Origin of the sequence: Staphylothermus marinus F1, from assembly GCF_000015945.1 — an archaeon.
GTDB classification, from domain to species: Archaea; Thermoproteota; Thermoprotei_A; order Sulfolobales; family Desulfurococcaceae; genus Staphylothermus; species Staphylothermus marinus.
On record NC_009033.1, the window covers coordinates 837,351 to 864,206 of the forward strand.

Annotated in this window: 34 protein-coding genes and 3 tRNA genes; 30 read left to right on the top strand and 7 right to left on the bottom strand. The window is 35.3% G+C overall.

Going from position 1 to position 26,856, the window contains the following annotated elements:
• The first annotated feature begins 12 nt into the window (after window positions 1-12).
• Window positions 13-390 carry a DUF2095 family protein gene (locus SMAR_RS04375; protein ID WP_011839141.1) on the top strand — a complete coding sequence of 126 codons (378 nt, stop codon included), beginning with the start codon at window positions 13-15 and terminating at the stop codon, window positions 388-390.
• On the opposite strand, the gene SMAR_RS04380 is transcribed toward SMAR_RS04375, so the two are convergent.
• The gene (locus tag SMAR_RS04380; RefSeq protein WP_011839142.1) at window positions 359-1,588 is read right to left on the bottom strand and encodes a redox-regulated ATPase YchF; all 1,230 of its coding nucleotides are present in this window, start codon (window positions 1,586-1,588) and stop codon (window positions 359-361) included. The two genes, SMAR_RS04375 and SMAR_RS04380, sit on opposite strands and share 32 nt — an antisense overlap.
• A gap of 142 nt (window positions 1,589-1,730) precedes the next feature.
• Between SMAR_RS04380 and SMAR_RS04385 the strand changes: the two genes are divergently transcribed.
• The 17 genes from SMAR_RS04385 (at window position 1,731) to SMAR_RS04465 (ending at window position 13,371) form a co-directional block, all read left to right on the top strand.
• Entirely contained in the window at window positions 1,731-2,393 is a 663-nt protein-coding gene (locus tag SMAR_RS04385) for a 50S ribosomal protein L15e (protein ID WP_011839143.1), read from the top strand.
• Between the two features lie 5 nt (window positions 2,394-2,398).
• Window positions 2,399-2,842 carry an RNA-binding domain-containing protein gene (locus SMAR_RS04390; RefSeq protein ID WP_011839144.1) on the top strand — a complete coding sequence of 148 codons (444 nt, stop codon included), beginning with the start codon at window positions 2,399-2,401 and terminating at the stop codon, window positions 2,840-2,842.
• Entirely contained in the window at window positions 2,843-3,460 is a 618-nt protein-coding gene (locus SMAR_RS04395) for an RNase P subunit p30 family protein (RefSeq protein ID WP_011839145.1), read from the top strand. It abuts the gene before it with no gap.
• Entirely contained in the window at window positions 3,457-3,975 is a 519-nt protein-coding gene (locus SMAR_RS04400) for an Rpp14/Pop5 family protein (RefSeq protein ID WP_011839146.1), read from the top strand. Before SMAR_RS04395 ends, SMAR_RS04400 begins: the two co-directional genes overlap by 4 nt.
• 143 nt (window positions 3,976-4,118) lie before the next feature.
• Window positions 4,119-4,240 (top strand) — tRNA-Leu (locus SMAR_RS04405).
• A 190-nt stretch (window positions 4,241-4,430) separates the two neighbouring features.
• Window positions 4,431-5,177: an archaeal proteasome endopeptidase complex subunit alpha gene (psmA, locus tag SMAR_RS04410; protein ID WP_011839147.1), complete on the top strand. Its 747-nt coding sequence runs from the start codon at window positions 4,431-4,433 to the stop codon at window positions 5,175-5,177.
• A 104-nt stretch (window positions 5,178-5,281) separates the two neighbouring features.
• Window positions 5,282-5,977, top strand: coding sequence for a ribosome assembly factor SBDS (locus SMAR_RS04415; RefSeq protein ID WP_011839148.1), 696 nt, complete (start codon window positions 5,282-5,284; stop codon window positions 5,975-5,977).
• Window positions 5,978-5,984: 7 nt separating this feature from the next.
• Window positions 5,985-6,707: an exosome complex RNA-binding protein Rrp4 gene (rrp4, locus tag SMAR_RS04420; protein WP_011839149.1), complete on the top strand. Its 723-nt coding sequence runs from the start codon at window positions 5,985-5,987 to the stop codon at window positions 6,705-6,707.
• Window positions 6,708-6,711: 4 nt separating this feature from the next.
• On the top strand, window positions 6,712-7,434 hold the full coding sequence (gene rrp41, locus SMAR_RS04425) for an exosome complex exonuclease Rrp41 (protein ID WP_011839150.1): 723 nt from the start codon (window positions 6,712-6,714) through the stop codon (window positions 7,432-7,434).
• A gap of 11 nt (window positions 7,435-7,445) precedes the next feature.
• Complete coding sequence (gene rrp42 / locus SMAR_RS04430) at window positions 7,446-8,303, top strand: exosome complex protein Rrp42 (protein WP_011839151.1); 858 nt, start codon at window positions 7,446-7,448, stop codon at window positions 8,301-8,303.
• Window positions 8,304-8,340: 37 nt separating this feature from the next.
• Window positions 8,341-8,604, top strand: coding sequence for a 50S ribosomal protein L37ae (locus tag SMAR_RS04435; RefSeq protein ID WP_011839152.1), 264 nt, complete (start codon window positions 8,341-8,343; stop codon window positions 8,602-8,604).
• A 20-nt stretch (window positions 8,605-8,624) separates the two neighbouring features.
• Complete coding sequence (locus SMAR_RS04440) at window positions 8,625-9,167, top strand: Brix domain-containing protein (protein ID WP_011839153.1); 543 nt, start codon at window positions 8,625-8,627, stop codon at window positions 9,165-9,167.
• Window positions 9,160-9,417 (top strand): KEOPS complex subunit Pcc1, encoded by a 258-nt coding sequence (locus SMAR_RS04445; RefSeq protein ID WP_011839154.1) that lies wholly within the window; start codon window positions 9,160-9,162, stop codon window positions 9,415-9,417. Before SMAR_RS04440 ends, SMAR_RS04445 begins: the two co-directional genes overlap by 8 nt.
• Entirely contained in the window at window positions 9,414-9,779 is a 366-nt protein-coding gene (locus SMAR_RS04450) for a prefoldin subunit beta (RefSeq protein WP_011839155.1), read from the top strand. The genes SMAR_RS04445 and SMAR_RS04450 overlap by 4 nt, the downstream gene beginning before the upstream one ends.
• The gene (locus SMAR_RS04455; RefSeq protein WP_052833831.1) at window positions 9,772-10,098 is read left to right on the top strand and encodes a hypothetical protein; all 327 of its coding nucleotides are present in this window, start codon (window positions 9,772-9,774) and stop codon (window positions 10,096-10,098) included. Before SMAR_RS04450 ends, SMAR_RS04455 begins: the two co-directional genes overlap by 8 nt.
• Window positions 10,028-11,062 carry a DHH family phosphoesterase gene (locus SMAR_RS04460; protein ID WP_011839156.1) on the top strand — a complete coding sequence of 345 codons (1,035 nt, stop codon included), beginning with the start codon at window positions 10,028-10,030 and terminating at the stop codon, window positions 11,060-11,062. The genes SMAR_RS04455 and SMAR_RS04460 overlap by 71 nt, the downstream gene beginning before the upstream one ends.
• 98 nt (window positions 11,063-11,160) lie before the next feature.
• Window positions 11,161-13,371 (top strand): elongation factor EF-2, encoded by a 2,211-nt coding sequence (locus SMAR_RS04465; protein WP_011839157.1) that lies wholly within the window; start codon window positions 11,161-11,163, stop codon window positions 13,369-13,371.
• 110 nt (window positions 13,372-13,481) lie between these two features.
• On the opposite strand, the gene SMAR_RS04470 is transcribed toward SMAR_RS04465, so the two are convergent.
• On the bottom strand, window positions 13,482-13,754 hold the full coding sequence (locus SMAR_RS04470) for a hypothetical protein (protein ID WP_244372316.1): 273 nt from the start codon (window positions 13,752-13,754) through the stop codon (window positions 13,482-13,484).
• Between the two features lie 178 nt (window positions 13,755-13,932).
• Here SMAR_RS04470 and SMAR_RS04475 point away from each other — a divergent pair.
• The 3 genes from SMAR_RS04475 (at window position 13,933) to SMAR_RS04485 (ending at window position 15,284) form a co-directional block, all read left to right on the top strand.
• Window positions 13,933-14,037 (top strand) — tRNA-Asn (locus SMAR_RS04475).
• A gap of 128 nt (window positions 14,038-14,165) precedes the next feature.
• Window positions 14,166-14,849 carry a hypothetical protein gene (locus tag SMAR_RS04480; RefSeq protein ID WP_011839159.1) on the top strand — a complete coding sequence of 228 codons (684 nt, stop codon included), beginning with the start codon at window positions 14,166-14,168 and terminating at the stop codon, window positions 14,847-14,849.
• Window positions 14,850-15,074: 225 nt separating this feature from the next.
• Window positions 15,075-15,284, top strand: a complete 210-nt coding sequence (locus SMAR_RS04485) for a hypothetical protein (protein ID WP_011839160.1) — start codon at window positions 15,075-15,077, stop codon at window positions 15,282-15,284.
• A gap of 7 nt (window positions 15,285-15,291) precedes the next feature.
• Here the strand turns inward: SMAR_RS04485 and SMAR_RS04490 are convergent, their stop codons facing one another.
• Entirely contained in the window at window positions 15,292-16,575 is a 1,284-nt protein-coding gene (locus tag SMAR_RS04490; RefSeq protein WP_011839161.1) for an MBL fold metallo-hydrolase, read from the bottom strand.
• Window positions 16,576-16,729: 154 nt separating this feature from the next.
• Here SMAR_RS04490 and SMAR_RS04495 point away from each other — a divergent pair, with 154 nt between their 5' ends.
• The 6 genes from SMAR_RS04495 (at window position 16,730) to SMAR_RS04520 (ending at window position 21,449) form a co-directional block, all read left to right on the top strand.
• Window positions 16,730-17,089, top strand: a complete 360-nt coding sequence (locus SMAR_RS04495; RefSeq protein ID WP_011839162.1) for a nascent polypeptide-associated complex protein — start codon at window positions 16,730-16,732, stop codon at window positions 17,087-17,089.
• Between the two features lie 26 nt (window positions 17,090-17,115).
• Window positions 17,116-19,683 carry a DNA-directed DNA polymerase I gene (locus SMAR_RS04500; RefSeq protein ID WP_011839163.1) on the top strand — a complete coding sequence of 856 codons (2,568 nt, stop codon included), beginning with the start codon at window positions 17,116-17,118 and terminating at the stop codon, window positions 19,681-19,683.
• 75 nt (window positions 19,684-19,758) lie between these two features.
• Entirely contained in the window at window positions 19,759-20,046 is a 288-nt protein-coding gene (locus tag SMAR_RS04505) for a 30S ribosomal protein S26e (protein ID WP_011839164.1), read from the top strand.
• A complete protein-coding gene (locus SMAR_RS04510) occupies window positions 20,015-20,509 on the top strand; it encodes a hypothetical protein (RefSeq protein ID WP_052833832.1) in 495 nt (164 codons plus the stop codon). The genes SMAR_RS04505 and SMAR_RS04510 overlap by 32 nt, the downstream gene beginning before the upstream one ends.
• A gap of 50 nt (window positions 20,510-20,559) precedes the next feature.
• Entirely contained in the window at window positions 20,560-20,883 is a 324-nt protein-coding gene (locus tag SMAR_RS04515) for a hypothetical protein (RefSeq protein ID WP_011839166.1), read from the top strand.
• Window positions 20,884-20,966: 83 nt separating this feature from the next.
• Complete coding sequence (locus tag SMAR_RS04520; RefSeq protein WP_011839167.1) at window positions 20,967-21,449, top strand: protein-lysine N-methyltransferase; 483 nt, start codon at window positions 20,967-20,969, stop codon at window positions 21,447-21,449.
• Window positions 21,450-21,457: 8 nt separating this feature from the next.
• Here SMAR_RS04520 and SMAR_RS04525 read toward each other — a convergent pair whose 3' ends face one another.
• Window positions 21,458-22,246: a tRNA (adenine-N1)-methyltransferase gene (locus SMAR_RS04525; RefSeq protein ID WP_011839168.1), complete on the bottom strand. Its 789-nt coding sequence runs from the start codon at window positions 22,244-22,246 to the stop codon at window positions 21,458-21,460.
• Between the two features lie 139 nt (window positions 22,247-22,385).
• Here SMAR_RS04525 and SMAR_RS04530 point away from each other — a divergent pair, with 139 nt between their 5' ends.
• Window positions 22,386-22,856: an ASCH domain-containing protein gene (locus SMAR_RS04530; RefSeq protein WP_011839169.1), complete on the top strand. Its 471-nt coding sequence runs from the start codon at window positions 22,386-22,388 to the stop codon at window positions 22,854-22,856.
• A 6-nt stretch (window positions 22,857-22,862) separates the two neighbouring features.
• Here the strand turns inward: SMAR_RS04530 and SMAR_RS04535 are convergent, their stop codons facing one another.
• From SMAR_RS04535 to SMAR_RS04545, 3 genes are read right to left on the bottom strand one after another with little or no spacing between them, the layout of a single operon-like run.
• Window positions 22,863-23,039 (bottom strand): ribbon-helix-helix domain-containing protein, encoded by a 177-nt coding sequence (locus SMAR_RS04535; RefSeq protein WP_011839170.1) that lies wholly within the window; start codon window positions 23,037-23,039, stop codon window positions 22,863-22,865.
• A gap of 54 nt (window positions 23,040-23,093) precedes the next feature.
• A complete protein-coding gene (locus SMAR_RS04540) occupies window positions 23,094-23,777 on the bottom strand; it encodes a tRNA-binding protein (RefSeq protein WP_011839171.1) in 684 nt (227 codons plus the stop codon).
• A 42-nt stretch (window positions 23,778-23,819) separates the two neighbouring features.
• A complete protein-coding gene (locus tag SMAR_RS04545) occupies window positions 23,820-25,271 on the bottom strand; it encodes a glycosyltransferase family 39 protein (RefSeq protein ID WP_011839172.1) in 1,452 nt (483 codons plus the stop codon).
• Window positions 25,272-25,407: 136 nt separating this feature from the next.
• On the opposite strand from SMAR_RS04545, the gene SMAR_RS08410 reads away from it, so the two are divergent.
• Both SMAR_RS08410 and SMAR_RS04550 read left to right on the top strand, forming a co-directional pair.
• Complete coding sequence (locus SMAR_RS08410) at window positions 25,408-26,778, top strand: hypothetical protein (RefSeq protein WP_011839173.1); 1,371 nt, start codon at window positions 25,408-25,410, stop codon at window positions 26,776-26,778.
• Window positions 26,764-26,848, top strand: a tRNA-Ser gene (locus SMAR_RS04550). The genes SMAR_RS08410 and SMAR_RS04550 overlap by 15 nt, the downstream gene beginning before the upstream one ends.
• Window positions 26,849-26,856: the final 8 nt, after the last annotated feature.

Consider the following 26,856-nt stretch of genomic DNA (forward strand, 5'->3'; position numbering starts at 1 on the left):
GATCAAATAGAAATGAAGATAAAGATAGAAGAGTTCAAGAAAAAATATCCACATCTTGCTAAGGAGGTTTTAGGGGAAGAGAAAAGCCAAGATCTAAACTTAACTATTGAAAAACCATTTCCCGATCCTTGGAGAGGCTATATTCCAGGACCAATAGATTATATTAGAAGATGCAAAACAGTTGAGGAAGCATTAGAGGTTCTGGATTACCTAGAAAAACATGGTGAAATAAATAGTAATGAAGCAAATGAGCTTAGGCAAATACTGAAGGAGAAGGGGCTAGAATTCTTTGGTTCACATAAGGAAGACAATTACTATTACAAGAAAGCTGTGGAATATTGGAAGAAACTTTCAAGAATTATCTCCGAGCAGCAGCCGCAACAATCTTGATTACATCATTGTCTCTGAGAACATATGTTTCGCCAACTTTCTCCTTGGTCTTAGCATTTATCGCGTAAAGAAATGTTTTGCCTAGATCGGTGTGTATCATATATGCTAACTCCTTAGCAGTAGTGCCTTCTGGTACGAGATATGCGTCTGGAAGAATGTTTCCATAATGATCAGTGTATTTGTTATGATCCTCCACTGGGTACACAACAATTAGTTTCAAAACATTGAATACAGCTTTATTCAGTAGTTCTTGGACCCCTGTGCTTCCATATTTTGCTAGCATTTTTCTACGTACAAGTTCTAGTGCGTGTAGTTGTTCTTTTGATAATCTACTGCTATCTATTATTTTGAAATCATTATCTCCAGGCAAGTACTCTATTAATCCTTTTTGAGCTGCTTTCCGGAGAATATATTCGGCTAGTGCACTTACAGGTACAACATTTTCTTTTCCAAACTCTTTGATTAGACGCTTAATATTATCTTCTGCAGTTGGAAGATCTGCCTTGTTAGCAGCTATTAATATAGGTTTACTTACTCTTCTCAGCATTAACGCAAATTCTCTAATATCATCACTACTCCATTTCTTCGGGTGTTTATCTTCAAGTCCTGCAAGTCTTATGGCTTCAATTACGTGGTTCTTATTGATGCTTAAACCTGATAGGTTTTGAGTGATATATTCTATAGGATTATTTACAAGGTATATTTGCCTACTTATTTTATTCTCCCAAACTCTTCTAACTACCGACACGAACCATTCATCAACTTCTTTCTGGATAAGCTTAGCTTCCTCAACAGGATCATATGTTCCAGGCTTAGCAGGTGTTCCATCTGGTCCCGTGGAGCCTGATGCATCAACTACGTGTATTAATATATCAGCTTGTCTCAAATCATCCATGAACTTATTACCCAATCCTCTTCCCTGACTAGCTCCGGGAATGAGCCCTGCTACATCCATTATTTTTACGGGTATGAATCTATTACCTTTTATACACATACCTGTTCTTGGATCGCATTTTTCTAAGCCCAGTTCTACATGAACACATTTCTTCCGTACATAGCCGACGCCTATGTTTGGTTTAATAGTTGTGAATGGGTGATTAGCTATTGCTACAGGTGCAAGTGTAAGTGCTGCGAAAAGAGTTGATTTACCAACGTTTGTTTTCCCAATTATACCGATAAGTTTTTCTGGAGGTGGCATATTAATCACACAAACGTTATAAGTACCTAGTTGTTGATAAAACTGTTATTATGGATAATACATATATGATACTATAAATGTTCAAGTTTTATAAACCCAGAATATAATCATAAATGCCTAGCATTAACAAGGTGTTATGGAAATGGTTAAGGGAATGTACCATTATATAGCTCAACTGTGGAAGCGGCCATATGAGGGGGATATGCTAACACTGATGCGTCAAAGACTGATTAAGTGGAGGAGAGAACCTGCAATAATAAGAATAGAGAAACCAACAAGACTTGATAGAGCGAGAGCACTAGGATATAAAGCTAAGCAGGGATTCATAATTGTACGTGTACGTGTTAGGAAGGGTGGATTACGAAAACAGAGGCCGAATAAGGGTCGACGCCCCAAGAGAATGGGTATTTACGGGTTTGCTCCAAGTAAAAGTTTAAGATTAATAGCGGAGGAAAGAGCTGCTAGGAAGTATCCTAACTTAGAAGTTCTTAATAGTTACTATGTAGGAGAGGATGGAAACTATAAATGGTACGAGGTAATACTTGTAGATCCCCATCATCCAGCAATATGTAATGATCCGGATATAAAATGGATCTGTGAAAAACAACACAGAAGAAGAGTGTTCCGTGGATTAACTAGTGCTGGTAAAAAGATGCGTGGCCTAAGGAAGAGCCGTGGATTAAAGTACACTATCAAGTATAAGTGGAAGAGAAAACAAAAAGAAAGATTATTGAAGAAGAGACATGAAGCTAGCCGCGGAGCCAGAGAACCCTGGCAAATAGTATTGAAAAAAGCTGAAGAGTAGGTAAAATGATAAATGTTAGAGAAATCACTATTCTCACACACTGCCACGCAACAGAGGATTGTGAAAAAGTCTTACACGCAGTTAAGAATATTTTACCAGCCAATATAAGGAATAATATAGTTTTTAACAAACAAGTTCTACACGGTCACTATGGCAATCCTATTACTATCATAAAAACAACTATAACTAGTAATGCTGAACAAGTCTTAAAACACATAGCCAACCTGATGGATGACACAGAAAAAACAATACTAAGTGTATCATTTGATCTCAGATATGATCGTAGAGAAAACAAGCTTTACCTGAGAATAAGTAAGCAGAAAGCATACGGTGGAAAAATAGTTATCCATGACTCAGACGATGTGATCAAGCTAATAATAAGATTAAAAGGATCTAGAAGACCTGAGAAAATAAAAGAATTTCTAAGAGAAATGGGGCTGATCAAGTAATTGAAAAAAATATTCATTGATCTATGGATTAAGGAGATAAATGAGGAAATAATATATTTTCTAGAAAAACTCGATTTTATAGGTGTAGCGGTAGAAGAACTTAATACTAGATATAAGAAAATAGATGACCTAGTAATTGTAAAGAAAGTTGTAATATCTGCTGATAAACGCTCCGAACTTCGAAAACATCTACAAGGAATAAAGAATAGAGCAGTGATTGTTTCTGTTAAACCATTAAGTGTTGAAGCTGCAAGAATGGCTGCACATGATGGGAGAGTAGACACAATAATTATTGATGAGGATTCATTATACTATATAGATAAGGCACAGATTAATATGATGAAACAATTCTCAAAACCATTAGAGTTTCCATTAAATGATTTTTTAAAAGCAAGTAGAAAGTATCAATCAATGATTTATAGAAGAATAAACTTAGCTCTTCAAAGAAACATACCGTTAATAATGTCTAGTCATGCAACAAAAGCAAGTGAGTTATTAAATCCTGTTGGAGCGACATATTTATCTAAAATATTATTCAACATAAATGTTAAACAAGCCCTAATCTACTTAACATCTTATCCTCGAGAATTAATTATTGCTAATGGTGTTAAAATATGATGTTACTACTAATAATTATCGTCTTATCTATGCTTTCAACATTACTCGTTATTATAACGTATATTTTCGAGAGGAAAATGAAGAAGCTCATGCTTCGATTAAACGTGTTACAGAAAAACATTGATCTTCTAAAACTAGTTTATATAAAAAGCAAAGAAGCCATGAGTAAACCAAGTAAAATTAGGAAAAGATACATAGTTTTCGCTATTCTATCCAGCAGTGATTTTAATATTGACAAAACAACGATAGAGAAAAGTATTCGTTTATATTGGGAAAAATTCTTTGGTAGAATTTCCCTTGTCAAAGCAGACCCTCAGCTCATATATTTCGATCCATCTATTAAGAGAGGTGTTCTTAGAGTAGCTCATATATATAAAGATGAAGCTTTAGCTGTTCTCGGAATAATCAAAAAAATCAATAATTATAATTGTTTATTAATTCCATTAAAAACTACTGGAACGCTTAAAAAAGCAAGGAAAATCATGTATAGTCTGAGAAAAGATTTGCAGAAATAAAAATAACTCCTTATAACGATATTAAACTATTAATAGATGATGAAGCCGCTCCAAAATAGACTAGATGAAGAACTCGCGACGAACTGATAACTTTGTTGAAAAGTAATGGTTATAAAACAGTCTTGTCTCAAAAAATAAATGGTGCGGGGGTGCCCGAGCCTGGTCAAAGGGGGCGGACTTAAGACCGGCGGGACAATATATTAACCGCCGAGGGGAGATCCGCTGGCGTAGGCCTGCGTGGGTTCAAATCCCACCCCCCGCACCACCTTATTTTAAAATAGAAGAGCTTCTAACTAATTCACATTCAGATAACTAGTTGTCATCATCCCTTATGATGGGTCATGGGTCGGACTCTTCATCATACATGGGGTTAATCATGTTTCTCAAATAATCTTATTATTCCCTATTGATTATACGGTTATTAGTGGTTATATGATGTTTTATGGTGGTAAATAATGGGTCTCGGTATATCGCCTGCTACCGCATATGACAGAGCAATCACTATATTTTCGCCGGACGGAAGAATTTACCAGGTTGAATATGCTTTCGAATCAGTGAGAAGAGGATGGACTACTCTAGGTGTTAAGAGTCGTGAGGGCGCTGTTGTAGTTGTTGAGAAACGTAAGATTTCTCCACTAATCGATGATAAAGCTATACAGAAGATATTCAAGATAGATAAGCATATAGGTGCTAGCTTTGCAGGAATAGCTAGTGATGGTAGAGTATTAGTTGATTATGCTCGTCAAGTAGCATTGCTTCACAGATTCTACTATGATGAAAGAATAACTGTCGAATATCTAGCTAAGCAAGTATGTGATATAAAACAAGCATATACACAACATGCTGGTGTAAGACCTTTTGGAGTAGCTATTATATTTGTCGGCGTTGACGATAAAGGGTCACAGCTATACATGACAGAGCCTAGTGGTAGGTATCTAAGCTACTACGCAGTAGCTATCGGAGAGAAAAGCAGTAGTGCAACAGAATTTCTGGAGAAGAATTATAAATATGACGTATCTATACATGACACAATAAAGCTGGGAATACTAACTATAGCAAATGTTATTGAGGGAAAAGTATCCCATGAAAATATTGAGGCAGGATATGTTGATATAGAAAAACAAGAATTTAGAATAATGACACCCGAAGAAATAAATAAGTATCTCGAAGAATTAAGGAGTGAAGGCAAAATAAAAGAGTAAACTCATCTAAAAATTTTATACAATAAACAAAAGACTATTTAGAACTATTTACAAGGAGACATAAATTTTTCTAGAATGATAAATTATAATAAACGGTGAGTGTTTTGCCTGAAAAACATGTTATTGCAAGATACGAAGCAAAAGGTCATAGGTTTGAGATTCTGGTAAATCCTGATCTTGCTCTTAAGGTTAAGGAGGGAAAAACTGTAAATATTGATGAATTATTAGTTGGGGATTATGTCTATAAAGATGCTAGGAAAGGATTAAAGGCTTCTCCGGAAAGCTTAAAAGCCGTTTTTGGCACGGATGATATAAAGAAGGTTGCCTTAGAGATCATTAAACGTGGAGAAATTCATTTAACAGCTGAACAGAGAAGGAAAATTATTGAAAATAAGAGGAGACAAATTATTAGTTTAATCGCTAGAAATGCCATCGATCCTAAGACTAAGCTTCCAATACCTCCTAAGCGGATAGAACTTGCAATGGAACAAGCTAGAGTATCGATTGATCCTTTTAAAAGTCCAGAATCACAAGTTGAGGAGATAGTTTCTAAAATTGCGAGAATAATACCTATAAAGATCGCTAAAGCATATATTGCAGTAAAAGTCCCGCCTCAATTTAGTGGGAAGGCATATAAAGTTTTAAGTAGTATTGGAGAGATAAAGAAAAGCAATTGGTTAAGTGACGGAAGCCTACTAGTTGAAATCGAGATCCCTGCTGGGATGCAGGAAGAATTCATTGAAAGAATCAATAAATTGACACACGGATCTGCGAATATAAAAGTGTTATATGTGAGGTGAACTAGTGATGGATATAAAAATACTCGTTGCAGATCGACAGATAGTGAGGCCTGGCGACGTACTCGCTATAATTGAGAATAGTGGAGAAGTTACTCCTAAATACCTACCCGAAAAACATATTTATATAGCAGGAAACAGGATCTACTCAGATGTTCTCGGAATAGCGTCAATAACGGATAAGACTGTTTCAGTAATTCCACTTGAAGGTGTTTACTTTCCTAAAAAAGACGATTTAGTAATAGGACTTATTACCGGGGTAGGTATAACAAATTGGATAGTAGATATACGAGCACCATATAAAGCCATACTTAACGGTTCAGAAGTTATTGAGGGATTCAATCCAATCATACATAATCTTAGAGATTACCTGGATATAGGCGAATATATTGTGGCAAAAATAGCTGTGTTTGATAGGACAAGAGATCCCGTCTTAACAGTTAAAGGTAAAGGTCTAGGCAAAATCACTGAGGGGACAGTGATAGAGGTTAAACCAAGCCGTGTCCCAAGAATAATAGGTAAGAAAGGAAGTATGCTGAATCTATTAACAAGTAAGACTGGATGCAATATTATTGTTGCACAAAACGGTATGGTATGGGCTAGATGCCCAAATAATCATCGCTTAAATATTCTTATCCAAGCCCTAAAAATCATAGAGGATAAAGTTCATATGCGTGGATTAACCGAGGAAATAAGGCTTTTCCTAGATAAATCTCTTGGAGGAGAGGGATGAAAAATTGGAGAAACCCATTCTTATAAGAGAAGATGGATTAAGACATGATGGTCGAAAACCAAATGAATTAAGACCCATAAAAATGGATGTAGGAGTTTTAAAAAATGCTGATGGATCGGCATATGTAGAGTATGGTGGAACAAAAGTTATAGCTGCAGTTTATGGTCCTCGCGAAGTTTACCCTAGACATCTAGCATTACCTGATAGAGCATTGATAAGATGTAGGTATCATATGGCACCATTCTCTACTAGTGATAGAAAAAGCCCTGCGCCGTCTCGTCGAGAAATAGAATTATCAAAAGTAATAAGAGAAGCACTAGAGTCACTAGTCTTCTCCGAACTATATCCTAGAACAACAATTGATGTGTTTATCGAAGTATTACAAGCCGATGGCGGAACCAGAACCACCGGATTAACAGCTGCATCACTAGCTTTAGCAGATGCAGGTATACCTATGAGAGATTTAGTTGCCGGTGTCGCCGTTGGGAAAGTAGATGGAGTACTTGTTCTAGATATTGATGAAGTAGAAGATGAATATGGTGAAGCCGATATGCCAATAGGATACGCTGCCGGCATAGATGAAATAGTACTATTACAGCTTAACGGCGTATTAACTGTTGAGGAGTTCAGAGAAGCCTTAAATCTAGCTAAATGGGGCGCTGAACAAATCTATAAGACCATGAAGGAAACTCTTCATAAAAAATATTTAAAAGCACTCGAAGAATAAGGTGTTAAACCATGTCCTTAACTCCAACCAGACAACCAATTGTTCCCAAGATAAAACATGAAACAATTAAGAAACTTTTGAAGCAAGGAGAAAGAATTGATGGTAGAAAACTAGATGAGTATAGACCTATAGAAGTATTCTTGAACCCTATACCTAAAGCCGAGGGGAGCGCTGCTGTTAAACTTGGCAACACATTTGTTATTACTGGTGTAAAGCTAGAAATAGGAACGCCCTACAGTGATAGACCAAACGAGGGTGTTTTACAGGTACATGCTGAGTTTGTCCCACTAGCTTCGCCGACTTTTGAACCAGGCCCTCCAGATGAGAACGCTATTGAAACTGCTAGAGTAATAGATAGGAGTCTGAGAGAACCTAGAGCTATTAGACTTGAAGACTTAGTTGTCATTCCAGGTAAGAAGGTATGGCTGATATTTAATGACTTATACTTAATCGATCACTACGGAAACATAGTTGATACAGGAATGTTATCAACAATGCTAGCACTAAACATGACTAAGATACCGAGAATTGTCAGTATAGAGGATGAAAATGTAGTAATTGATAAAACCGTGAAGGAAGCGCCGTTGCCACTAAATCTAAATGTTGTAACTGTTACACTAGGTATTATTGATGATGTAATAATAGTTGATCCAAACATTGAGGAAGAACTAGTTGTTGATTCAAGAATAACGTTTGCAGTCGATGAAACAAATAGGATTGTTGGTATACAGAAAATGGGGATGAAAGGTATAAAACCAAAAATGATTGATCAATTAGTAGATATTGCATTGAAAAAAGCATCTGAACTACATAGTTTATTAAGGGAAGTATTAAATAATCCAGATACCTACATAAAAACTCTAGTCTAGAATAAATGCTTACGCGATAAAGAGGTGAAGAATAGAAATGGCTAGAAGAACTAAAGCTGTCGGAATAGCTGGAAGATATGGTGCAAGATACGGTTCTACCCTGCGTAAAAAAGTAAGAGATATATTGGAGAAAAGATACGCTCCCCATACATGTCCATTCTGTGGAGCAAAAGGAACAGTGAAAAGGCTAAGTACAGGTATATGGTATTGTAGAAAATGCGGCAATAAATGGGCTGGAGGAGCATATGTTCCCAGAACAGAGCTCAGCAGATATTTTGGAAAATACATTATCCGCGAGTGATCCTTAATCGATGATTTCATATGCCAGGCGTTTTAATAACTACTTCACATAAACCTAGCCAAAGAACACGTTCTTTTATAAAAGACTTAGCAAATACTCTGCCTTTTTCCAAACATGTAAACAGAGGAAAGAAAACTATTGAAGAACTAGGCCTTGAAGCATATAGAGATAAAAAACAATATATATTCATTGTTGGAGAGAGAAAAGGGAATCCGTCAATAATTAAAATTTATAGAGTTTATTTAGATGAAAAGCCTCCTAAAACAAAGCATGTAGCGACAATTATTATTAAAGGAGTGAATCTTACGAGAGAAAACCCTGATGCATCTAGAGCATATAATCCAGAGACAATAACAATAGACTATAATGCGTGCATAAAAGATGAATGTTATAAGCTAGCAGACATTCTCATAAAAATATTCCATGAAACAATAAGTGATAAAGCGGATGTTATAATCAAGCTAGAAGAAACAAAGAAGTTCATCATCATCAAACCTTTAAATAGACTAGGTAAACCATGCGGACCCATAATACGTGTAATTGGTGTAAAAATACATGTTTAAGAAAGCTATTCTGGAACTAGTTATTTCTGACAAGAATGAAAAACTAGTAAATGCGATATATAATGCATTAGATCCCGAAACAAAGACTCCTTCTCCAGGTTGCATAATAGAGTTGTCAAAGGAGAACTTAACAAAACTAATACTTATAATTAAGTGTAGTAGAATAAACATGCTAAGAGCACTACATAATAGTTTTTTAAGCACTATTTCAATGCTATTACACGTATATAACGAGGTGATTAAAGCATGAGTCAACAGAGACTCCCACCAGAAGTACAACAAACCCTAACACAATATCAAGCTTTAAGAGAAAACTATGCAAAACTTGATGCAGAGCTTAAACTAGTTGAGGCAGAACTAGCAGATATAGATCATATTCTTGATACACTTAAAACAATGGAGCAGGAAACAGATATATATAAAATGGTTGGTCATGTACTCGTTAAGAAACCTAGAGATGAAATAATAAAGGAACTAGAAGAACGCAAAGAAATACTGGGAATAAAGAAGGATAAATATAAGAAACAACTTGAAATCCTAGAAAAACAGATAAGTGACCTCGAGAAAAGACTTAGAGAACTCCTAGCAAAATATGGGATAACAGTTGCGTAAAACACGTATCAAAATATTAAACCTTAACCTAGAAGAAATTAAGCTGGATGATTTGACAAATATAACCGAACATGTGGAAAAGCATATAAGAGAGTATCTAGAACAAGTTCTTCCACCTAAAAGCGAATACGATATAATAGTAAAAGCTGTGCATGAAGGAGACAAGATTACTTTATTCCTAGACATAGGTGTTAAGGCTGGATACACAGATATTATGAACTACAATAAAATCCTGGGGGACACCATAAATGAAGCTAGAAGAATTTTTGAAAGAGAACTTAAAAAATATAAACAAGCTGAGAAGGTTTCTACTCAGTAATAAAGGACTAGTGTACGGTATATTAACACATAAAAATGCTGATCCAGACGCTGTTTCTTCGATGCTTATATTGAGAAATTTTCTCGTATCACTAAAAAATACTGTTTACCTTATTCTTCCCGAAGGATTAAATGCTGCCTCAAAGAATGTTTTAAACAATCTCGATATTAACATTGATTTTATCAATCCATACATTCTTCAATGGATGAACAATTTTATAGACATGTATATTATCGTAGATACTAGTAGCCCTATCCAATTAGGGCAGACAATAAATTATGTATATGAGAAACCCTATATTGTAATAGATCATCACCAGCCAGGCCAACTAATCAGAAATAGTATGATTAGTTTAAGCTATAGAGTTGTAAGTAATTGTGAACTAATATATCTGATGTTGAGAGATATTTGGTGGTTTAACCCATTAGAAGCAACTATATGTATAACTGGTATTCTCTATGATTCACGAAGATTTGTATATATAGATAAGTACATTTTTGAAGTCATTGATGAACTTATCAATATCTATAATGGAAACTATGAAAAGGCATTCAATGCTCTCCAAAAAAGAATGGATATATCTGAAAGAATAGCTAGATTGAAGGGGGCTCAAAGACTCAGTATTAAACGTATTGGAGAATATATTGTTGCAACAACACATGTTAGAGCTTTTGAGGGAAGCGTGGCTAGAGCAATCATTGATCTTGGAGCAGATATTGTATTTGTTGCTTCAAGCAATGAGAAGCTCCGGGTAGTTGGCCGAGCAACACATGATTTTGTTAAGAAAACAGGTATTAGCCTTGGCAAGGATATTATGCCGATCATAGGGAAAATGATAGGGGGAGGAGGCGGCGGCGGCCATGATACTGCAGGTGTTGCTGAAGGGACAGGTAAACCAAAGGATGTATTAAAAATAACACTAAATATTCTTGAAAGAATACTCCGGAAATTAAACAATAAATAAGTTTTATAATACCTTAACCATATTTCCCTTATGAGAAGATAAATGTGGATTAACAATTATGTTTGGCTACATGTTTATAAGATAAGGGTTGATCAAAAATGGTTCGATACAAGCAAACAATGGAAATACTTAAAATAATGAGAAATCTTGAACAAGTAAGAAACATAGGTATTACTGCTCACGTAGACCACGGCAAAACAACATTATCTGACAGCTTATTGGCAGCAGCAGGTATAATTTCAGAGAAAATAGCAGGCGAAGCTCTAGCACTAGACTACCTAGATGTTGAGCAGAGAAGAGGAATAACAGTTAAGTCAGCAAACATTAGCCTATACCACGAATACAAGGGTAAACCATATGTTATCAACTTAATAGACACTCCTGGACACGTAGATTTCTCCGCAAAAACAACTCGTGCAATGAGAGTAATTGATGGAGCAATCCTAGTTGTTGACGCTGTAGAAGGTGTTATGACTCAGACAGAAATGTATCTCAGAGCAGCACTTGAAGAACGTGTGAGACCAGTTTTATTCATAAACAAAGTAGATAGATTAATCAAAGAATTAAGATTATCACCACAAGAAATACAGCAGAGATTTGTCCAGATAATTAAGGAAGTAAACCAATTAATAGCAATGTATGCTGATAAAGAATTCAAGACAAAATGGCAACTAGATCCTGCTAAGGGACAAGTAGCTTTTGGATCAGCACGTGATAGATGGGGATTTACTGTTCCAATGGCTAAGCAGAAGGGTATAAAGTTCAGCGATATAGTTGATCTATATAAGAAGGGAAAAGAAGCCTTACCAGAACTACAGAAACTTGCTCCTCTACACGAAGCCGTTCTAGATATGGTTGTAAAGTTTATTCCTAACCCACGTGAAGCCCAGAAGTATAGATTGCCTAAGATATGGCATGGCGACCTAAACTCTGAAATCGGCAAGGCAATGCTGGAAACAGATCCTAATGGACCACTTGTTATGCTCGTAAACGATGTAAGGATCGATCCACATGCAGGATTAGTTGCTACAGGCAGAGTATTCTCTGGAACACTTCGTGCAGGAGAAGAAGTCTGGTTAGTGAACGCTAGAATGAAACAGAAAGTTCTACAAGTAAGCCTCTATATGGGACCTTATCGTGAATTAGCCGATGAAATAGTTGCTGGAAACATTGCAGCAGTGCTAGGATTAGATAAGGCTCGTGCTGGAGAAACTGTTGTAGCTGTTGAGTACAAGGATATGATGACGCCCTTCGAAAAGCTTAGAATGATTAGTGAACCGGTAGTTACTGTAGCTATAGAGCCTAAGAATCCACGTGATCTACCAAAGCTTATTGATGCACTCCATAAGCTGAGCATTGAGGATCCAAGTCTTGTTGTACGAATCAATGAGGAAACAGGTGAATACCTACTAAGTGGTATGGGACCACTACATATTGAGATAGCCTTAACGTTTCTAAAAGAAAACTATGGATTAGATGTTATTGCTTCACAACCGATCATAGTGTATCGTGAAAGCATTCGTGATAAGAGCCGGGTATTTGAGGGTAAATCACCTAATAAGCATAACAAGCTATATATTAGTGTTGAGCCTTTAGATGAGAAAACAATATCGTTAATTCATGATGGAATTATAACTGAAGATATGGATCCTAAGCAGAGAGCTAAGGTTCTCAGAGAAGAAGCTGGATGGCCCACTGATCAAGCTAGGCGTATATGGGCTATTGATGAAAACATCAATGTCTTCGTAGATTTAACTACTGGTGTACAGCATCTTAGAGAGGTTAAGGATACAATTATTCAAGGATTCAGATTAGCAATGAGAGAAGGGCCACTAGCTATGGAGCCTGTTCGTGGAGTAAAGGTTATATTACATGATGCTATAATCCATGAAGACCCGGCACACCGTGGTCCTGGACAAATATATCCCGCTGTTCGCAACGCTATATATGCTGGTATGTTAACTGCTAAGCCAACATTGTTAGAGCCTATACAGAAACTAGATATTAAAGCACCTATGGAGTATCTTGGAAATATAACTACTATAATCACGAAGAAACGTGGTAAAATCCTGCAAGTCCTACAACAAGGCGCTGTTGCTAGAATAATTGCTGAGATACCAGTTGCTGAAACATTTGATCTTGCTGAGCAACTGCGTGGAGCAACAGCCGGCAAAGCGATATGGGGACAGGAATTCAGTAGGTGGGCGCCAGTTCCGGACTCAATGCTATTAGACCTTGTTAGGAAGATTAGAGAGCGTAAGGGATTAAAACCAGAGCCTCCGAGACCTGAGGACTTCATAGGTTTTTAAAGATTAAATAATTTCATCTTTTTGATAAACCATTGTATTTTGTTTATAGTTATTCATAGTTTGAATTCTCGTTTCATAAAAGACGTTTATTTTCGAGAACAATTATTGGTTTAGTATGTGGTTTCATTTACCTTACCGGCTATTCTATCTATTATTTTATACTTATTGTTTCTCTCATTTAATAGCATATATACTCCTTCACTCCATTTAACAGCGTAGCCTAGTCGGGCAAGGTTTACCATTATTTTTCCCGCTGTTTTAGGGCTGATCCCGAGCTCATAAGCTATTTCGTGTACACGGATAAATCGGCGGCCAGATTCTCTTAAACGCATAGCAAGTAGTCTCAAATCAATAGTGACTGTAACAGTATATTTTTCCGCCAATATATCACCCATTAAATCCTAAAGTGTGCTTATAAGTAAGTGAGGGATAATCGAAACTAACCAGGTATACTCAGCACCAAGGAACTTCTTCACACCATGCTCCGAACGGAGCCGATGCTCATCATCGCATCAAAGATAAGAATTATTAAACTCCATGCTATAAATCCTATGATAGGGTGCCGGGGTAGCTCAGCCTGGTAGAGCGCCGGGCTGTTAACCCACGGGTTCGAAGAATAGCCTGGCAGACACCCGGTGGTCCGGGGTTCAAATCCCCGCCCCGGCGCTCTCTCCTATTTTAATAAGATAATCTTTGGATAATCTTTATAATCCATTTAACGAAAAACTTACACAAACGATATTTTGACTATATGATGAGAAAACCTAAGCTTATATAATGGGTGTTCTCCCAAAATGAAAATTCTAAAACATCCTAACTTAGTCATAACAGTATTAAAAGGAATATATCTATTAGCAATAATTACTATTATAGTATCTCTTATCATACCCGTATCTATGAATGCATCAATTCCAAGCTATAAGAAGAACTTTAAACAGTCTGGAGACGAGTTTGGGATACTGATCTTGTCTCCAGAGGATCGTTCAACAGTATACCTAAAACCAGGCGAACCCCTAGTATTTCGTGTAGCAATACCTGCAGACATAGGAGTTAGAAAAGTCACCCTTATCTTATGTGGAAAACCATACGAGATGAGTCTCGCAGAGACTTGGGGAAACGATACATTAGTGTATGAAGCCAGAGTAACACTACCTCCAAAAAACGATCTATACTCGTGGAAAATATTGATAGTAACAAATAGAGGTAGCTTAGAATCATGCACACAGAAAACAATGGTAATTTTTAATTCTAATAATACGGAAACCACACAAAATTACCTAGTAGGAAACGAAAAGAATTACACTACACAAAGCACAAGTCAGCTTTTCCAAAATACAACTACGGTACCAAATACGAATAATACAATACAACAAGGAGAAGATACTAGTATTGGGAACAACTCACTAATATTCCCTATAACATTAGTGATTGTTACAACCTCAATAATAGCAACAGTGATTTTAAAGAGAAACCAATAATTTTAACACAAATAAATATTTTTATTTATGGCACAGAATACTATATCAACTCAGCCAACACGTTTAAACAGAAGAGGTTATATCATGACAAATTTATAGAGCCAAATTTCCCAAACCAATATCTTAGACATGTTATGTTATGGATAGTTTTATTATCCCAACAATGTTATCTCCAATATTATGATTAATCCTATAAGCTATGAACAGAGCAGATGGTGAAGCAGTATGGCTCCGATAGAAGTATTTGATAGAGAAGAGTTTAAGAAATATGTGAGTCTAGCTATTGAGTGTCGTGTTTATCGAGATGAAAAGAAGGGTATAGCTAAAGTAAAAGCTAGAACCAAAAGTAAACTGGTGACAATAAAGATTCCCTTAAACGAACTAGATGATTTTCTTAAAGAATTAAACTGTGAAAATATCGTTGAGATAACATAGTTATGTTTTAGCTAGTCAATTCTATTTTATCACCGTTAAGCGGTACATTTATGTTTATATCGTTGCCTAGAAATTCAACTGCCATCGATGCTAAATTAGAGGCCGAATCAGGTTCTCCATGGACAATAATAATGTTCTTTAATGTATTTTTGTATCTTTGTATAATACTTATTAATCCATCCTTACCTGCATGGCTTGATAGATCAAACCATTCAAGTCTAGCCTTAATTGGTTCATCCAAACCAAATTCTTCATAGATTCCTCTCTCGAGAATTATGTGTCCGGGACTATTGGGTGCTTGGTAACTTACGAGGAAAACTGCGTTCTTAGGCTCATTAGCTATTTTCTTTAAATAATAAACACTTGGACCGCCTTTGAGCATTCCAGCACTAGATATTATTACGCCGGGTTTCTTCCAAGCTTTTCTTCTATCCTGCCATCCACGAATGAAAAATGTGTTTTGAACTGCTTTCTCAAATAAGGAAGGGTCTCTTAGGAAGCTCTTATGTCTTAAATAAATATTGGTTATTTCTCTGGACATACCATCTAAATATACATCTAGATGAGGTAGTTCTGCTTGTACTAAACACATAACTTCCTGGCTCCTCCCAACACTGAAGGCAGGTATTAATACTGTCCCGCCTGAATCTGTTACTTCCTCAATAGCATCTACTAGTCTTTTCTCAGTATAGTGTCTTGGAGGATGCTTTGTTGATCCATAGGTTGACTCTATTATTAAAGTATCAATTTTCAAAGGCCACAGTTCAGCTCTAGACAATGTCCATGTCTGGATAGTGTTTACGTCTCCTGTATATAGTATTCTATGACCACTAGGAGTTTCAAGATATATCATAGCACTTCCGAGAATGTGTCCAGCACTAGTAACTATTATTTTAAAACCATCATTCTCAACTTCAACACCATACTCTAGAAAATGCGCATTGCTAGCCATTACTTCAAATTCTTCAATGCTATAATCTATATAGTAAGCATTCAGCTTTAAGAAATCACTAATTAAAAGCTTCCCTATTTCTAGTGTAGGCTTCGTAACAAATACTCGGGGCTTCCCCGTTATATATAGTAGTGGTGCAGCTCCTATATGGTCTAAATGGGCATGTGTAATAGCTAATCCACTAAGCTCGATTGGCCTAACATGTAATGGAAACTGCGGATGATCCTCCTCGTCGAAGTTAACCCCATAGTCTAATAAGAACTTCTTGTTATTATCCACAACAAGATATGCTGCTCTACCAACCTCGTTACCGCCGCCTAGAATTTCCACATGAACCATTTAATTCACCTAAGTATTCATAATCGCTGGAACAATAAAATATCACACCATAGTCAAAAGATAAAATATTGGTATACCAAGTTATATATCCTGCATATCCTTATCAAATACATATGGGGTGGAATAAGTACTTCTAGAAACGAGGCGGAAACATATGTTTCCCGGGATTAGTCCTAGAGACTTAAAGAGAATGTTGAAGAGAATGGGCATTAAAGTAGAAGAGTTATCTGATGTAAGAGAAGTAAACATTTTGCTTAAAGACAAAAAGATCGTGATAAGTTCGCCACAAATAGTTGTTATGAAAACAGGTGAGCAAACAATATATCAAATAATTGGTATACCTAGAGAGGAAGCTTTAGAGGAGAGCAAAGAGGAAGAAATAGAGGTCTCGGAAGAAGACATAGAATTTATTGTTTCACAAACAGGAGTAAGTAAAGAGGAGGCTAGGAAAGCACTAATTAGAACTGGAGGCGACATAGCAGAGGCAATACTACTCCTTCAGGGAGAAAAGTAAATCTGAAAAATAGGAGGATACGAATATTGAAGTATAATATTATCGGCGACGTTTATAGGTTATATGATGTAAACAAAGTAGACTTTATAGATAAACCAGCATATCTATTAGGAGTTTACTATGATGGAACATTAGGGAAAGCAGTCATAGAGTTCTTGGATGAGAAAGGAGAAAAAATATTATTTCTAACAGATCCCACAGGTCATAAACCATATTTCCTAACAAACGAGCCACCCGAAAAAATCAAGGAGAATAAAAAGATAGTTGAGCATCACAGTTTTGATGGAATAGAAGTTGTTACAAAAATAGATCCTTTTACATTTAAAGAATTACGTTTAACAAAAATAATTACAAAAGATCCCCTAGCAGTTGCGAAACTAAGAGAACTTGTACCAAAAGCATGGGAGGCAAAGATAAAATATCATGATAACTATATCTATGATAACGCCCTCATACCTGGTATGAAATATAAACTAGTAAGACATGGTACTAAGTTCAACTATAAATTAATCACACCAAAAATAAGTAGTGATATAATAAACAAGGTTAAAGAAATACTCCGAGCCGAACAAGCTGAAACAAAAAAACTAGCCGAAGAATGGATACCTTTATTCGAGGAAAAACCTCCAAAAGCCAAAAGAATAGCCATCGATATAGAAGTATATACACCATTCAAAGGCAGAGTACCCAATCCCAGTCTCGCAGAATACCCTATAATAAGTATCGCACTTGTAGGAACAGACAACTATAGACGAGTACTGGTATTAGCAAGAGAAACTATGTGGGGAGAACTATCTGAAGAATACCCTCATAATGCAGAAATAGAGATATTTGATAGTGAAGAAGCACTCATCCTTGAAGCTATAAGGGTTATGACAAAATATCCTATAGTAGTAACTTTTAATGGTGACAACTTCGACTTACCATATATTTTCCATAGAGCACTAAGAATAGGCATACCTAAAGAATACTTACCAATTCATTTCGGAGAAGACATAGTTAGACTTGAAACAAGTATACATATTGACTTATATAAGTTCTTCAAGAACAGAGCAATAAAAAGCTACGCATTCGGCGGAAAATATCAAGAAGAAAATCTAGATGCAATAGCTACTGCATTACTGGGAATATCCAAGATAGGCGTAGAAGGAAACATTGGTGAGCTAAGTTTAGCAAACCTGGTAGCATACAACTATAGAGACGCAGAAATAACTTTAATGCTTACATTGTTTAATAATGAACTTGTATGGAGATTAATGATCCTACTTGCACGTATAGCTAAAGTAAGCATAGAAGACATATGTAGGAAAAGCATATCCAAATGGATACAAAACCTATTCTACTGGATACATAGAAAACTAAATTACTTGATTCCCGAACCAGAAGATATTAGAAAATATGGTAAACCAAGTACTACACAAGCAACTATTGAAGGCAAGAAATATGCTGGAGCATTAGTTATTGAGCCTCCTAAAGGAGTATTTTTCAAAGTAACAGTTCTAGATGTTGCATCTCTATATCCAAGTATTATTAAAAAATACAATTTAAGCTATGAAACAGTAGATAAGCCAAATTGTAAAAGTAAAATAGACATATTAGATGAAACAGGAAAGAAAATACATCATGTATGCATCGATAAACCTGGATTATCAGCACAAATAACAGGTTTGATAAGAGACTTCCGTGTAGGAATATATAAGAAAAAAGCTAAGTCAAAAGAAATACCTATAGAAATGCGTGCATGGTATGATGTCGTTCAAAAAGCTATGAAAGTATTTATTAATGCAAGCTATGGAGTATTTGGAGCAGAGAACTTCCCATTATACTCACCAGCAGTAGCTGAAAGCGTAACAGCTCTTGGCAGAAAATCGCTTTATTCCATTCTCAAAAAATCAGCTGAGATAGGGATGAAAGTGGTTTATGGAGATACCGACTCAATATTTCTATGGGCTCCAACAAATGAGCAATTAACAAAACTACAAGAATGGGTCTCTAAGAACCTTGGATTGGAAATTGAGGTTGATAAAGAATTTGTATATGTCTTATTCACGGGATTAAAGAAAAACTATATTGGAAGATATGTTAATGGAGGAATAGAGATTAAAGGACTCATGGCTAAGAAAAGAAATACACCTGAGTTTCTAAAACAATTATTTATAGAGTTAATTGAAAAACTTAAAGCAATGAGTACACCAGAGGATTTCAAAGAGTTCCAAGAATGGTTGGAGAACGAAGTTAAGAGACTCTATAGAGAACTGAAAAAGAAAGAAATAACACTTGATCAACTGGCATTTAAAGTAGGATTAACTAAAAGTCTTAACGAATATACAAAGAATAAACCACCACATGTAAAAGCCGCATTACAGCTGAAAACCTATGGTTATACTGTAGAAGAAGGAGATATTATAACGTTTGTGAAAATAAAAGGTAGAGAAGGATATAAAGCAATACAATTGGCTAAACTCTACGAAGTAGATCCTGATAAATATATCGAGATAATCAATAGTGCATTAAGCCAACTATTAGAAGCACTAGGTGTAGAATGGAGCGATATTGTTGGAGGAACAACTTTAGGTGAATTATTGATTTCATGATCAACATAATATTTTATAATGCTTTATCCAATTCAAACATATAGCTAGACATTTTCGTTGAGAAGGTGTATTAATATGCCTAAAAAAAGGGAAAGCAGAGGAAGACATAAAGGTGCAAAAGGAAAGGTAGGCTATGTACAATGTGATAATTGTGGAAGAATTGTTCCAAGAGATAAAGCAATATGTATTACGAGATGGTATAGCCCAGTAAGTCCACAGCTTGCTCAAGAACTCGAGAAGAAAGGCGCCATAATAATGAAGTACCCAGTAACGAAATGTTATTGTGTATCATGTGCAGTACATTTAGGCATAGTAAAGGTTCGACCAGAACATGAGAGAAAACCTAAACCCCAGCCGATATAATAAGAGATTTCTATTTATAGAGTATAAGCCTTTATTTAACAGATACGACATTATTAATAGAATAAAATCTTATACAAAACTTCTCACATATTTTAAACAAATAGGTGTAATATACTATAAGAAAAACAAATATGTTCTCGAAATAATAAGTAAAAATACAGTATCAACTTATCCTGGACAAATCCATATCCTCATAGATATGTTCTTAAAAAACTGCCGTGTGCCAATTATATATTTCACAGAGAATGGAGTATATAATCTAAGTATTATCAGTAACGCTGAATGCTATATATCGGGTTTGCACACAGATATTCCAGATACTATAGCTGAATATATACGCAAAAAATATCTAGTTATAGAAACAATGCTGTCAAAAATAAATTATTTAGCATCACAAGTTCTCATAATAACTGAACTATTGCAATCAAATAATGATATATTTTATTTACTCCCTAAGCAATAGAATACCTAGCAAAACCATAAAATCTATGAATAAGCAGAGGGTGTTTATACATGCCTAAACTAAAGAAAATAATTTTGGTGACCGCAACACATCATCCCTATCATAATCTATGGAGTAAACTAGCAGAAGAAATTGCATCAAAACATAATGTTGAACTAGAAGTAAAGCATGAAGACTATGTATTCTTGATAGAGCATGGAGATACTGATGAGTATGGAATGGCTTGGGTTCCTCAAATTCTAGCAGAATTCGATGATGGAACAATAAAAGTCCTATTATCCCAACTACCATTAAACGAAGCATTACAACCTGATGCTGAGAAAGCAATTGAAATAATGACTGAAAAGATTAAGAAATATGAAGGAAAAAGCTAACATCGAAGATAATAATTCTACAAAATCCTATGAAACATAAGTTTTTAGTTATCCACTACATTCATTTAATTGGTGAACACAGTATGCCTTATCACGTACCATATGTGCCCACCCCAATACCTGTTGCTAGAATGATGTTAAAACTAGCGGGAGCAGGGCCCGACGATATAGTCTATGATCTCGGTTGTGGCGATGGAAGAATATTGATAGTAGCTGTGAAAGAATTCAACGTCAAAAAAGCTGTGGGAATAGATAAGGACCCTGAAAGAATAAGAGAGGCAAGAAAAAATGCTGAGAAAAACGGAGTATCTAATAGGATAGTTCTCATAAATGATGATTTCTTTAACGTAGACATAAGCGAAGCTACTATAGTAACAATGTTTCTTCTCACCATAGTAAACGAGGCTCTAAAACCTAAACTAGAAAAAGAATTAATAGATGGAGCACGAATTGTTAGCCACGAATTCAGAATACCTGGGTGGAAGCCTTTCAAGGTTGTAGATGTTAAAGATAATACTGGTTTAACTCATACCATCTATCTCTATATTAAAGGTAAACACAAATAATTCAAGAACTAAGCGCTAATTTTTCTGGCAAAAACAATATAGCCTGTATGCCCTATCATCAAAGTATAAGGACGAGTTGCATTCTTTTCGACACTATATTCTCTCAACAATACCTCATAGACATGTATATCTATGAATCCACCGTGTTCTCTCATTGATAAAACAGTTTTCTCGATTTGATTCACTGTAGGAACATATATGAGTATCGGCGAAGAAGGCTTTAATGCTCTATATGCAGTATTCAGGGCATTCCAGGGATCAGGTAGATCGTAAAAAACAGCATCAAATACCTCATCAACAACTATGGATTCCTCTCTAATATCGCCCAAAATAAGTTCAACTCTTCTATCAAAACCTAGTTTTTCGAGATTCTCGCTAGCCTTTAATAAATGATCCTCTCGTATATCAAATCCTATAATTTTCCCCGAATCACCTACGAAATTAGCTAATGATGCTGTTAAGAACCCAGAACCAACACCAGCTTCTAGAACTAGTGAACCAGGAGTAATGCTTGAAAGATATATCATTAATGAAGAGTCTTTAGGATATATTATCTGCGTAACTCTCTTCAATCCTTGCAATAAGTCTATGAGTAGAGGCTTTAAAATATAAGCCTTAACATTACGATTAGTATAAATAATATCTCCATATTTTTTACCAATTATATCTTCGTGTTTTATAAAGCCTTTATCTGTACCTAAGATTTTGCCTTCTTCAAGCTTTACGAGATATTTTCGTTTAGAATCGATATATATAAGGGCTAGGTCTCCATAATTTAGGCTATTATTAACGCTCATAACAGATCATCTTCGGTCCTGGTGTCAGTCATCATCTAAGCAATTCAGTAATACCAACCATCCACATCCGGTGAAATAATATTTTTAGAGGTTTAATTTAAGTTTCTATAAAAATACTTAGGAATAGGTGTATTGTGGAATGGTTGAGAATACACCAATGTATTTGATGAGTATTAAACCTAAATATGCCTATAGAATATTTACCAATATAAAGAAGTTTGAGCTTAGGAAATGGTTTGGAGTAACGCCCGAGAAAGGATCGATTATAGTAGTCTATGCAAGTGGCTCAGTTAGAGCTATTATAGGCGAGTTCAGAGTAGGACGTATTATTTCAGGTAAACCTTCTCATATATGGGATAAATTATCCTTGTTCGAAGAAACAGGTGTGAGCGAGGAAGACTACCAGTATATTAAAGGTTCAAAAATGGCGATGGCTTTAGAAGTTATCGATCCCAAACTATATATTAAGCCTATCACACTGGATGAGATAAGATCAATTATACCAGGATTTATGCCGCCATTCAGCTTTAGAAGACTCTACACGGATGAACCGCTATATGAATTGATTATTAGAAAAGCACGTGAATACTTATATATGAAAACTATGTAGGAATTTCTAGAATTCTGATTCTCTAATCCATAACTCCTTCTTTAAAAGATCCCTTATAGCTACACGTATTACTTCACTTCTACTACTATACCTTCCTATCTTAACTAGTTCATCTAATCCTTCAACATATATTTCGGGCATTTTAACAGTTATTAATCTCATTTTAGCTATTGCACCAGCCATCCATATCACCGTTGTATTTATTGATTAGTGAAAATTTATAAATGAGGGGACAGGTTATTTCCTAGAAAGTGTATTTAAAATTTTCGCTCTAATTTCACTAACATTCATTTTATCGAAGGGAACAATTCTGCCTTTATATGTTTTAGGCAAGGGATCTGTTGCAATCATGGCTTCACTAACAATGCCCATAAACTCTACTGGTGGAAGAATAGCTACACCTCTCACTTCTCCTTTCCTAATATTAGGGATATTTGTTATAACTGTAAGACCAATTTTTTCAGTGCCGCATTTTAGCACCCATAACTTATCCGCTGATGGATGTTTCTGAACAAGCAATATTTCGACTCCAATAACATCTATAGCATATTCTGGCAGATTTTGTTCTCCAAATCTAAGCCTATGTTTTAATCCCATGAGTATCCATAGAGAATACCTTATCTCACTAATAAGTAATTGAAGCTTAGACTTTTTAGATCCTATATGCTTTTTAGGTAATAGCATTTTAGATAATTCCATTGAATAATTTATTATTTCATCTAGCTCCCGCATCCTTAATAGTAAAGTTACTGGTAGAAAGCTATATTTTAACCTCATAATTCTAGACTTTATCTCATCAATAATTGATAATGCTCTATTTTTATTAATGTGGTGTGGAAGTTGCCCGGAAGTAATAATTTTTCTAAGTCTATTAATTGCATCCTCTGCAATGATGAATCTATAATCATTTGCAGTATCCATAACCAGCCGATCTCCTCTATGTTTATCTATGAAAACTATGTTTTAACTGGTTAATAACTCGACCACTATTCTCCACAAATATTTGAATAATTTATACCAATCATTTAGAACATATAGAATCTTTTCTTTTTGTACTATTATATACGTGGTTAAAGGCGCTAGAAATGAGTATACGAATGGAGCTAATTGTACACTATAAAAACTATATTGCGTTCGTCCTCCAATAATCCATAATAGTATATAGCCAGATAGGATTCCCAGCAAAAATAACCATGAATAAGATGTCTTCCTATCAATTCTATAAGCAGGAATAAATAGGATGCTAAAAGCCAACGCTAACGCCCATAAAGGCCAGTATCCAAGTGCTACTAGTTTGTCGTTGCTAGAAATATAGTATAGGACAAACCCGTTGGCCCCTAAAAACCAGTCCCAAGGCGCCGAACTAGCGGGACAAGCAGCTCCTGCACATTTAACGCTAGTATGCCATTTGATAGCTCCAAAAATGGATTGGTTAAGCCACGATTCGAAGCCTATAATGTTTATTATAGGTATTGATATCAATGCTTGAATCGCTAGAAATGATCCGAAGGTTACTAGGAAGAATAGAGTAGTGTAATAGATGAAGTTAATAAAACTATTATCTTTTTTCAATTCTCTCCGAATATAAAGTAAATACACAGGTATTAATACAAATAATGTATTAAATTTAGCTGTAGAGCCTATTATTGCTAATAAAATTGAAAACATGTATTTACGAGTGATAGCTAGATAAAAAGTGATCACAGAAAACAACGCTACAAATACATCTAATAAAGCAATACTCGATAAATACCTCATAATAGGATCTACGGAGACGAGAAGAGATGCTATGAGACCTAACCAAGGATTATTAGTTAGTTTACGAATAGAAAGAAACACAAAGAATACAATAAGGGCACCTGCAATAATATTGGGAACCCGCCAGTAAAGGGGATAATCTCCTAGGTATAAAATAGATAATGCTATCAAATACTTAACAAGTGGGGGGTGCTCAAGGTTTAAATACTCATTTATACCATCTGCATCTGGTATTCTCCAACCATAAACTATATCGCTAATACTATAATACTCAGATATGTTTTGTATGAAAGCATTAATGTTGTTTAAATTATTGGATTCAACATAGAATGCTTTTATTTTATGATAATTTTCGTCTACAACCGAGACATTATATTTTATAGCAATTTTTCTAATCCATGCAATCTCTATGTTTCCATTATAAATAATGCTGGCACCATATTTTCCTCCAGGTAAACTAGGTATTATTCCTAGAGTTTTCCTTAGAATGTTGCGAGCACTGGGAACATACCAAACTTCATCTGATACATATCCCTTACCATGCCTCTCTATTTCCATCTGTGTCAATTTTAAGGCTAGTGAATAATATTGAAAAGCCGCAAATAAGACTATTATCAGGAGAAAAACATATATTGCCATATTGTATTTGTCGGTCAACGCATCATCTACCCCCCACAAAAACTATATTGTTCAAACAATGAATTATTAGCAACCGTTATTGATTAATATTCTCCGCAAATTAATTATTATTAGTTTAATTGATGATTCAATACATTTACTGCGTGAGTAAGCAATGATTAAAATACTATTCAGGAGAAGATTCTATGATGTATTATTAGTAATTACTATTTCTGCTTTATTTTTAATCTCATTCATAGTTCATATGCCGGTTGAATCGCAGAAGATATTATTTGGTAAAACAATAGTTGAAACCCCTGTTTATAGTGATTTCGTAGCTAACTATAGATCGATCTTTATGAATAATAATGCTTGTAAAAATGTTCTGGCTAATAAAGCTGTTTCAACGATGTGGTTCGATAATAATGTATTTAAAAAATATTGTCATGGATCAATGTTTTATCCTATACCATATATTCATTACTACATAGATTTACCTCCGTTAACAGGTGTTGTTTGGTTTATTTCTACATATACTGCATACATTACTGGTTCACACACTAGAGGTAATCCTCTATTTTCTATAGAGGGATTAACTACTGCATATGTTACACATAGCATTATCATGTTCGTTTCACTAATGGTTTTCCTATATTTTTATAGGAAAACACTATTTAGAAGAGGAATCACAGGCTATAAGAATTATCTATTATTAATAACATCGTCGCTCATCGTCTATGGAGTGTATGGATGGGAATTGTTTGCTTTGGTATTCTTATTTGTTTTTCTCTATGAAGCAATAGTTTCAAAAGATTCTATTATTCCATATGTTTTTCTAGGATTGTTTTCTTCTGCTTATTATTTAGGTCTTGTCCTTGTAATTTATTATCTATACAAGTTCTTCCTTAACAAAGGAGTTATGAGTAACAAGTTTTTAACTGGTTTGGGAATAGGTTTATTGCCCTATCTCGCATTATTGTTATTATCTCCTCAAAGCATGGCTACTTGGTATAATAATTTATTAAATAATTTGGGATGTAATAACTGTATATACGTATTTATAAGCAATAATTTGAATGATCAGTATTTAAGAGCTATAGCATATATCGTTATTTCTGCACTATTTGTTATTTATTCAACACTACTATCTCTAGATGAGGACCCAACTATTGAAACCACTATTATATTAATGGTTACTGTTGTTTTCAACATAGTATTTTTGCCGCAAACACTTCTCATATTGCAACCATTACTAATACTCCTTGCTACGAGATTAAGAGATATAATAACATACTACAGCATAGACATATTGAATTCAGGAATAATATTATTGTGGTTTAAAGATTTTGAATTGCGAAAATACCTAGAGTTTCTAGGATTGCCTCTCAAGCAGAGCCCGACGACAATAGATTCGCCAGTACAGTGGATTGCACAGACTAGAAATATCTTATTAATATTGTTTCTCCTATCTATAACGATGAGTTATATTAATAAACACCGAGAACAACTCAGAAAATATATAGGGAGAGGAGCCGGGGTCGCCTAGCCTGGTAGGGCGCCGGCCTGCTAAGCCGGTGGGGTGGTTCCCCGCGCGGGTTCAAATCCCGCCCCCGGCGCCTTCTAT

Bases quoted from the DNA above. Each gene is read 5' to 3' on its own strand.
- SMAR_RS04375 (WP_011839141.1), top strand. From the start codon at position 13: ATGAAGATAAAGATAGAAGAGTTCAAGAAAAAATATCCACATCTTGCT.
- SMAR_RS04380 (WP_011839142.1), bottom strand. From the start codon at position 1,588: ATGCCACCTCCAGAAAAACTTATCGGTATAATTGGGAAAACAAACGTT.
- SMAR_RS04385 (WP_011839143.1), top strand. From the start codon at position 1,731: ATGGTTAAGGGAATGTACCATTATATAGCTCAACTGTGGAAGCGGCCA.
- SMAR_RS04390 (WP_011839144.1), top strand. From the start codon at position 2,399: ATGATAAATGTTAGAGAAATCACTATTCTCACACACTGCCACGCAACA.
- SMAR_RS04400 (WP_011839146.1), top strand. From the start codon at position 3,457: ATGATGTTACTACTAATAATTATCGTCTTATCTATGCTTTCAACATTA.
- psmA (WP_011839147.1), top strand. From the start codon at position 4,431: ATGGGTCTCGGTATATCGCCTGCTACCGCATATGACAGAGCAATCACT.
- rrp4 (WP_011839149.1), top strand. From the start codon at position 5,985: ATGGATATAAAAATACTCGTTGCAGATCGACAGATAGTGAGGCCTGGC.
- rrp42 (WP_011839151.1), top strand. From the start codon at position 7,446: ATGTCCTTAACTCCAACCAGACAACCAATTGTTCCCAAGATAAAACAT.
- SMAR_RS04435 (WP_011839152.1), top strand. From the start codon at position 8,341: ATGGCTAGAAGAACTAAAGCTGTCGGAATAGCTGGAAGATATGGTGCA.
- SMAR_RS04440 (WP_011839153.1), top strand. From the start codon at position 8,625: ATGCCAGGCGTTTTAATAACTACTTCACATAAACCTAGCCAAAGAACA.
- SMAR_RS04445 (WP_011839154.1), top strand. From the start codon at position 9,160: ATGTTTAAGAAAGCTATTCTGGAACTAGTTATTTCTGACAAGAATGAA.
- SMAR_RS04450 (WP_011839155.1), top strand. From the start codon at position 9,414: ATGAGTCAACAGAGACTCCCACCAGAAGTACAACAAACCCTAACACAA.
- SMAR_RS04460 (WP_011839156.1), top strand. From the start codon at position 10,028: ATGAAGCTAGAAGAATTTTTGAAAGAGAACTTAAAAAATATAAACAAG.
- SMAR_RS04465 (WP_011839157.1), top strand. From the start codon at position 11,161: ATGGTTCGATACAAGCAAACAATGGAAATACTTAAAATAATGAGAAAT.
- SMAR_RS04480 (WP_011839159.1), top strand. From the start codon at position 14,166: ATGAAAATTCTAAAACATCCTAACTTAGTCATAACAGTATTAAAAGGA.
- SMAR_RS04485 (WP_011839160.1), top strand. From the start codon at position 15,075: ATGGCTCCGATAGAAGTATTTGATAGAGAAGAGTTTAAGAAATATGTG.
- SMAR_RS04490 (WP_011839161.1), bottom strand. From the start codon at position 16,575: ATGGTTCATGTGGAAATTCTAGGCGGCGGTAACGAGGTTGGTAGAGCA.
- SMAR_RS04495 (WP_011839162.1), top strand. From the start codon at position 16,730: ATGTTTCCCGGGATTAGTCCTAGAGACTTAAAGAGAATGTTGAAGAGA.
- SMAR_RS04505 (WP_011839164.1), top strand. From the start codon at position 19,759: ATGCCTAAAAAAAGGGAAAGCAGAGGAAGACATAAAGGTGCAAAAGGA.
- SMAR_RS04510 (WP_052833832.1), top strand. From the start codon at position 20,015: ATGAGAGAAAACCTAAACCCCAGCCGATATAATAAGAGATTTCTATTT.
- SMAR_RS04515 (WP_011839166.1), top strand. From the start codon at position 20,560: ATGCCTAAACTAAAGAAAATAATTTTGGTGACCGCAACACATCATCCC.
- SMAR_RS04520 (WP_011839167.1), top strand. From the start codon at position 20,967: ATGCCTTATCACGTACCATATGTGCCCACCCCAATACCTGTTGCTAGA.
- SMAR_RS04525 (WP_011839168.1), bottom strand. From the start codon at position 22,246: ATGAGCGTTAATAATAGCCTAAATTATGGAGACCTAGCCCTTATATAT.
- SMAR_RS04530 (WP_011839169.1), top strand. From the start codon at position 22,386: ATGGTTGAGAATACACCAATGTATTTGATGAGTATTAAACCTAAATAT.
- SMAR_RS04535 (WP_011839170.1), bottom strand. From the start codon at position 23,039: ATGGCTGGTGCAATAGCTAAAATGAGATTAATAACTGTTAAAATGCCC.
- SMAR_RS04540 (WP_011839171.1), bottom strand. From the start codon at position 23,777: ATGGATACTGCAAATGATTATAGATTCATCATTGCAGAGGATGCAATT.
- SMAR_RS08410 (WP_011839173.1), top strand. From the start codon at position 25,408: ATGATTAAAATACTATTCAGGAGAAGATTCTATGATGTATTATTAGTA.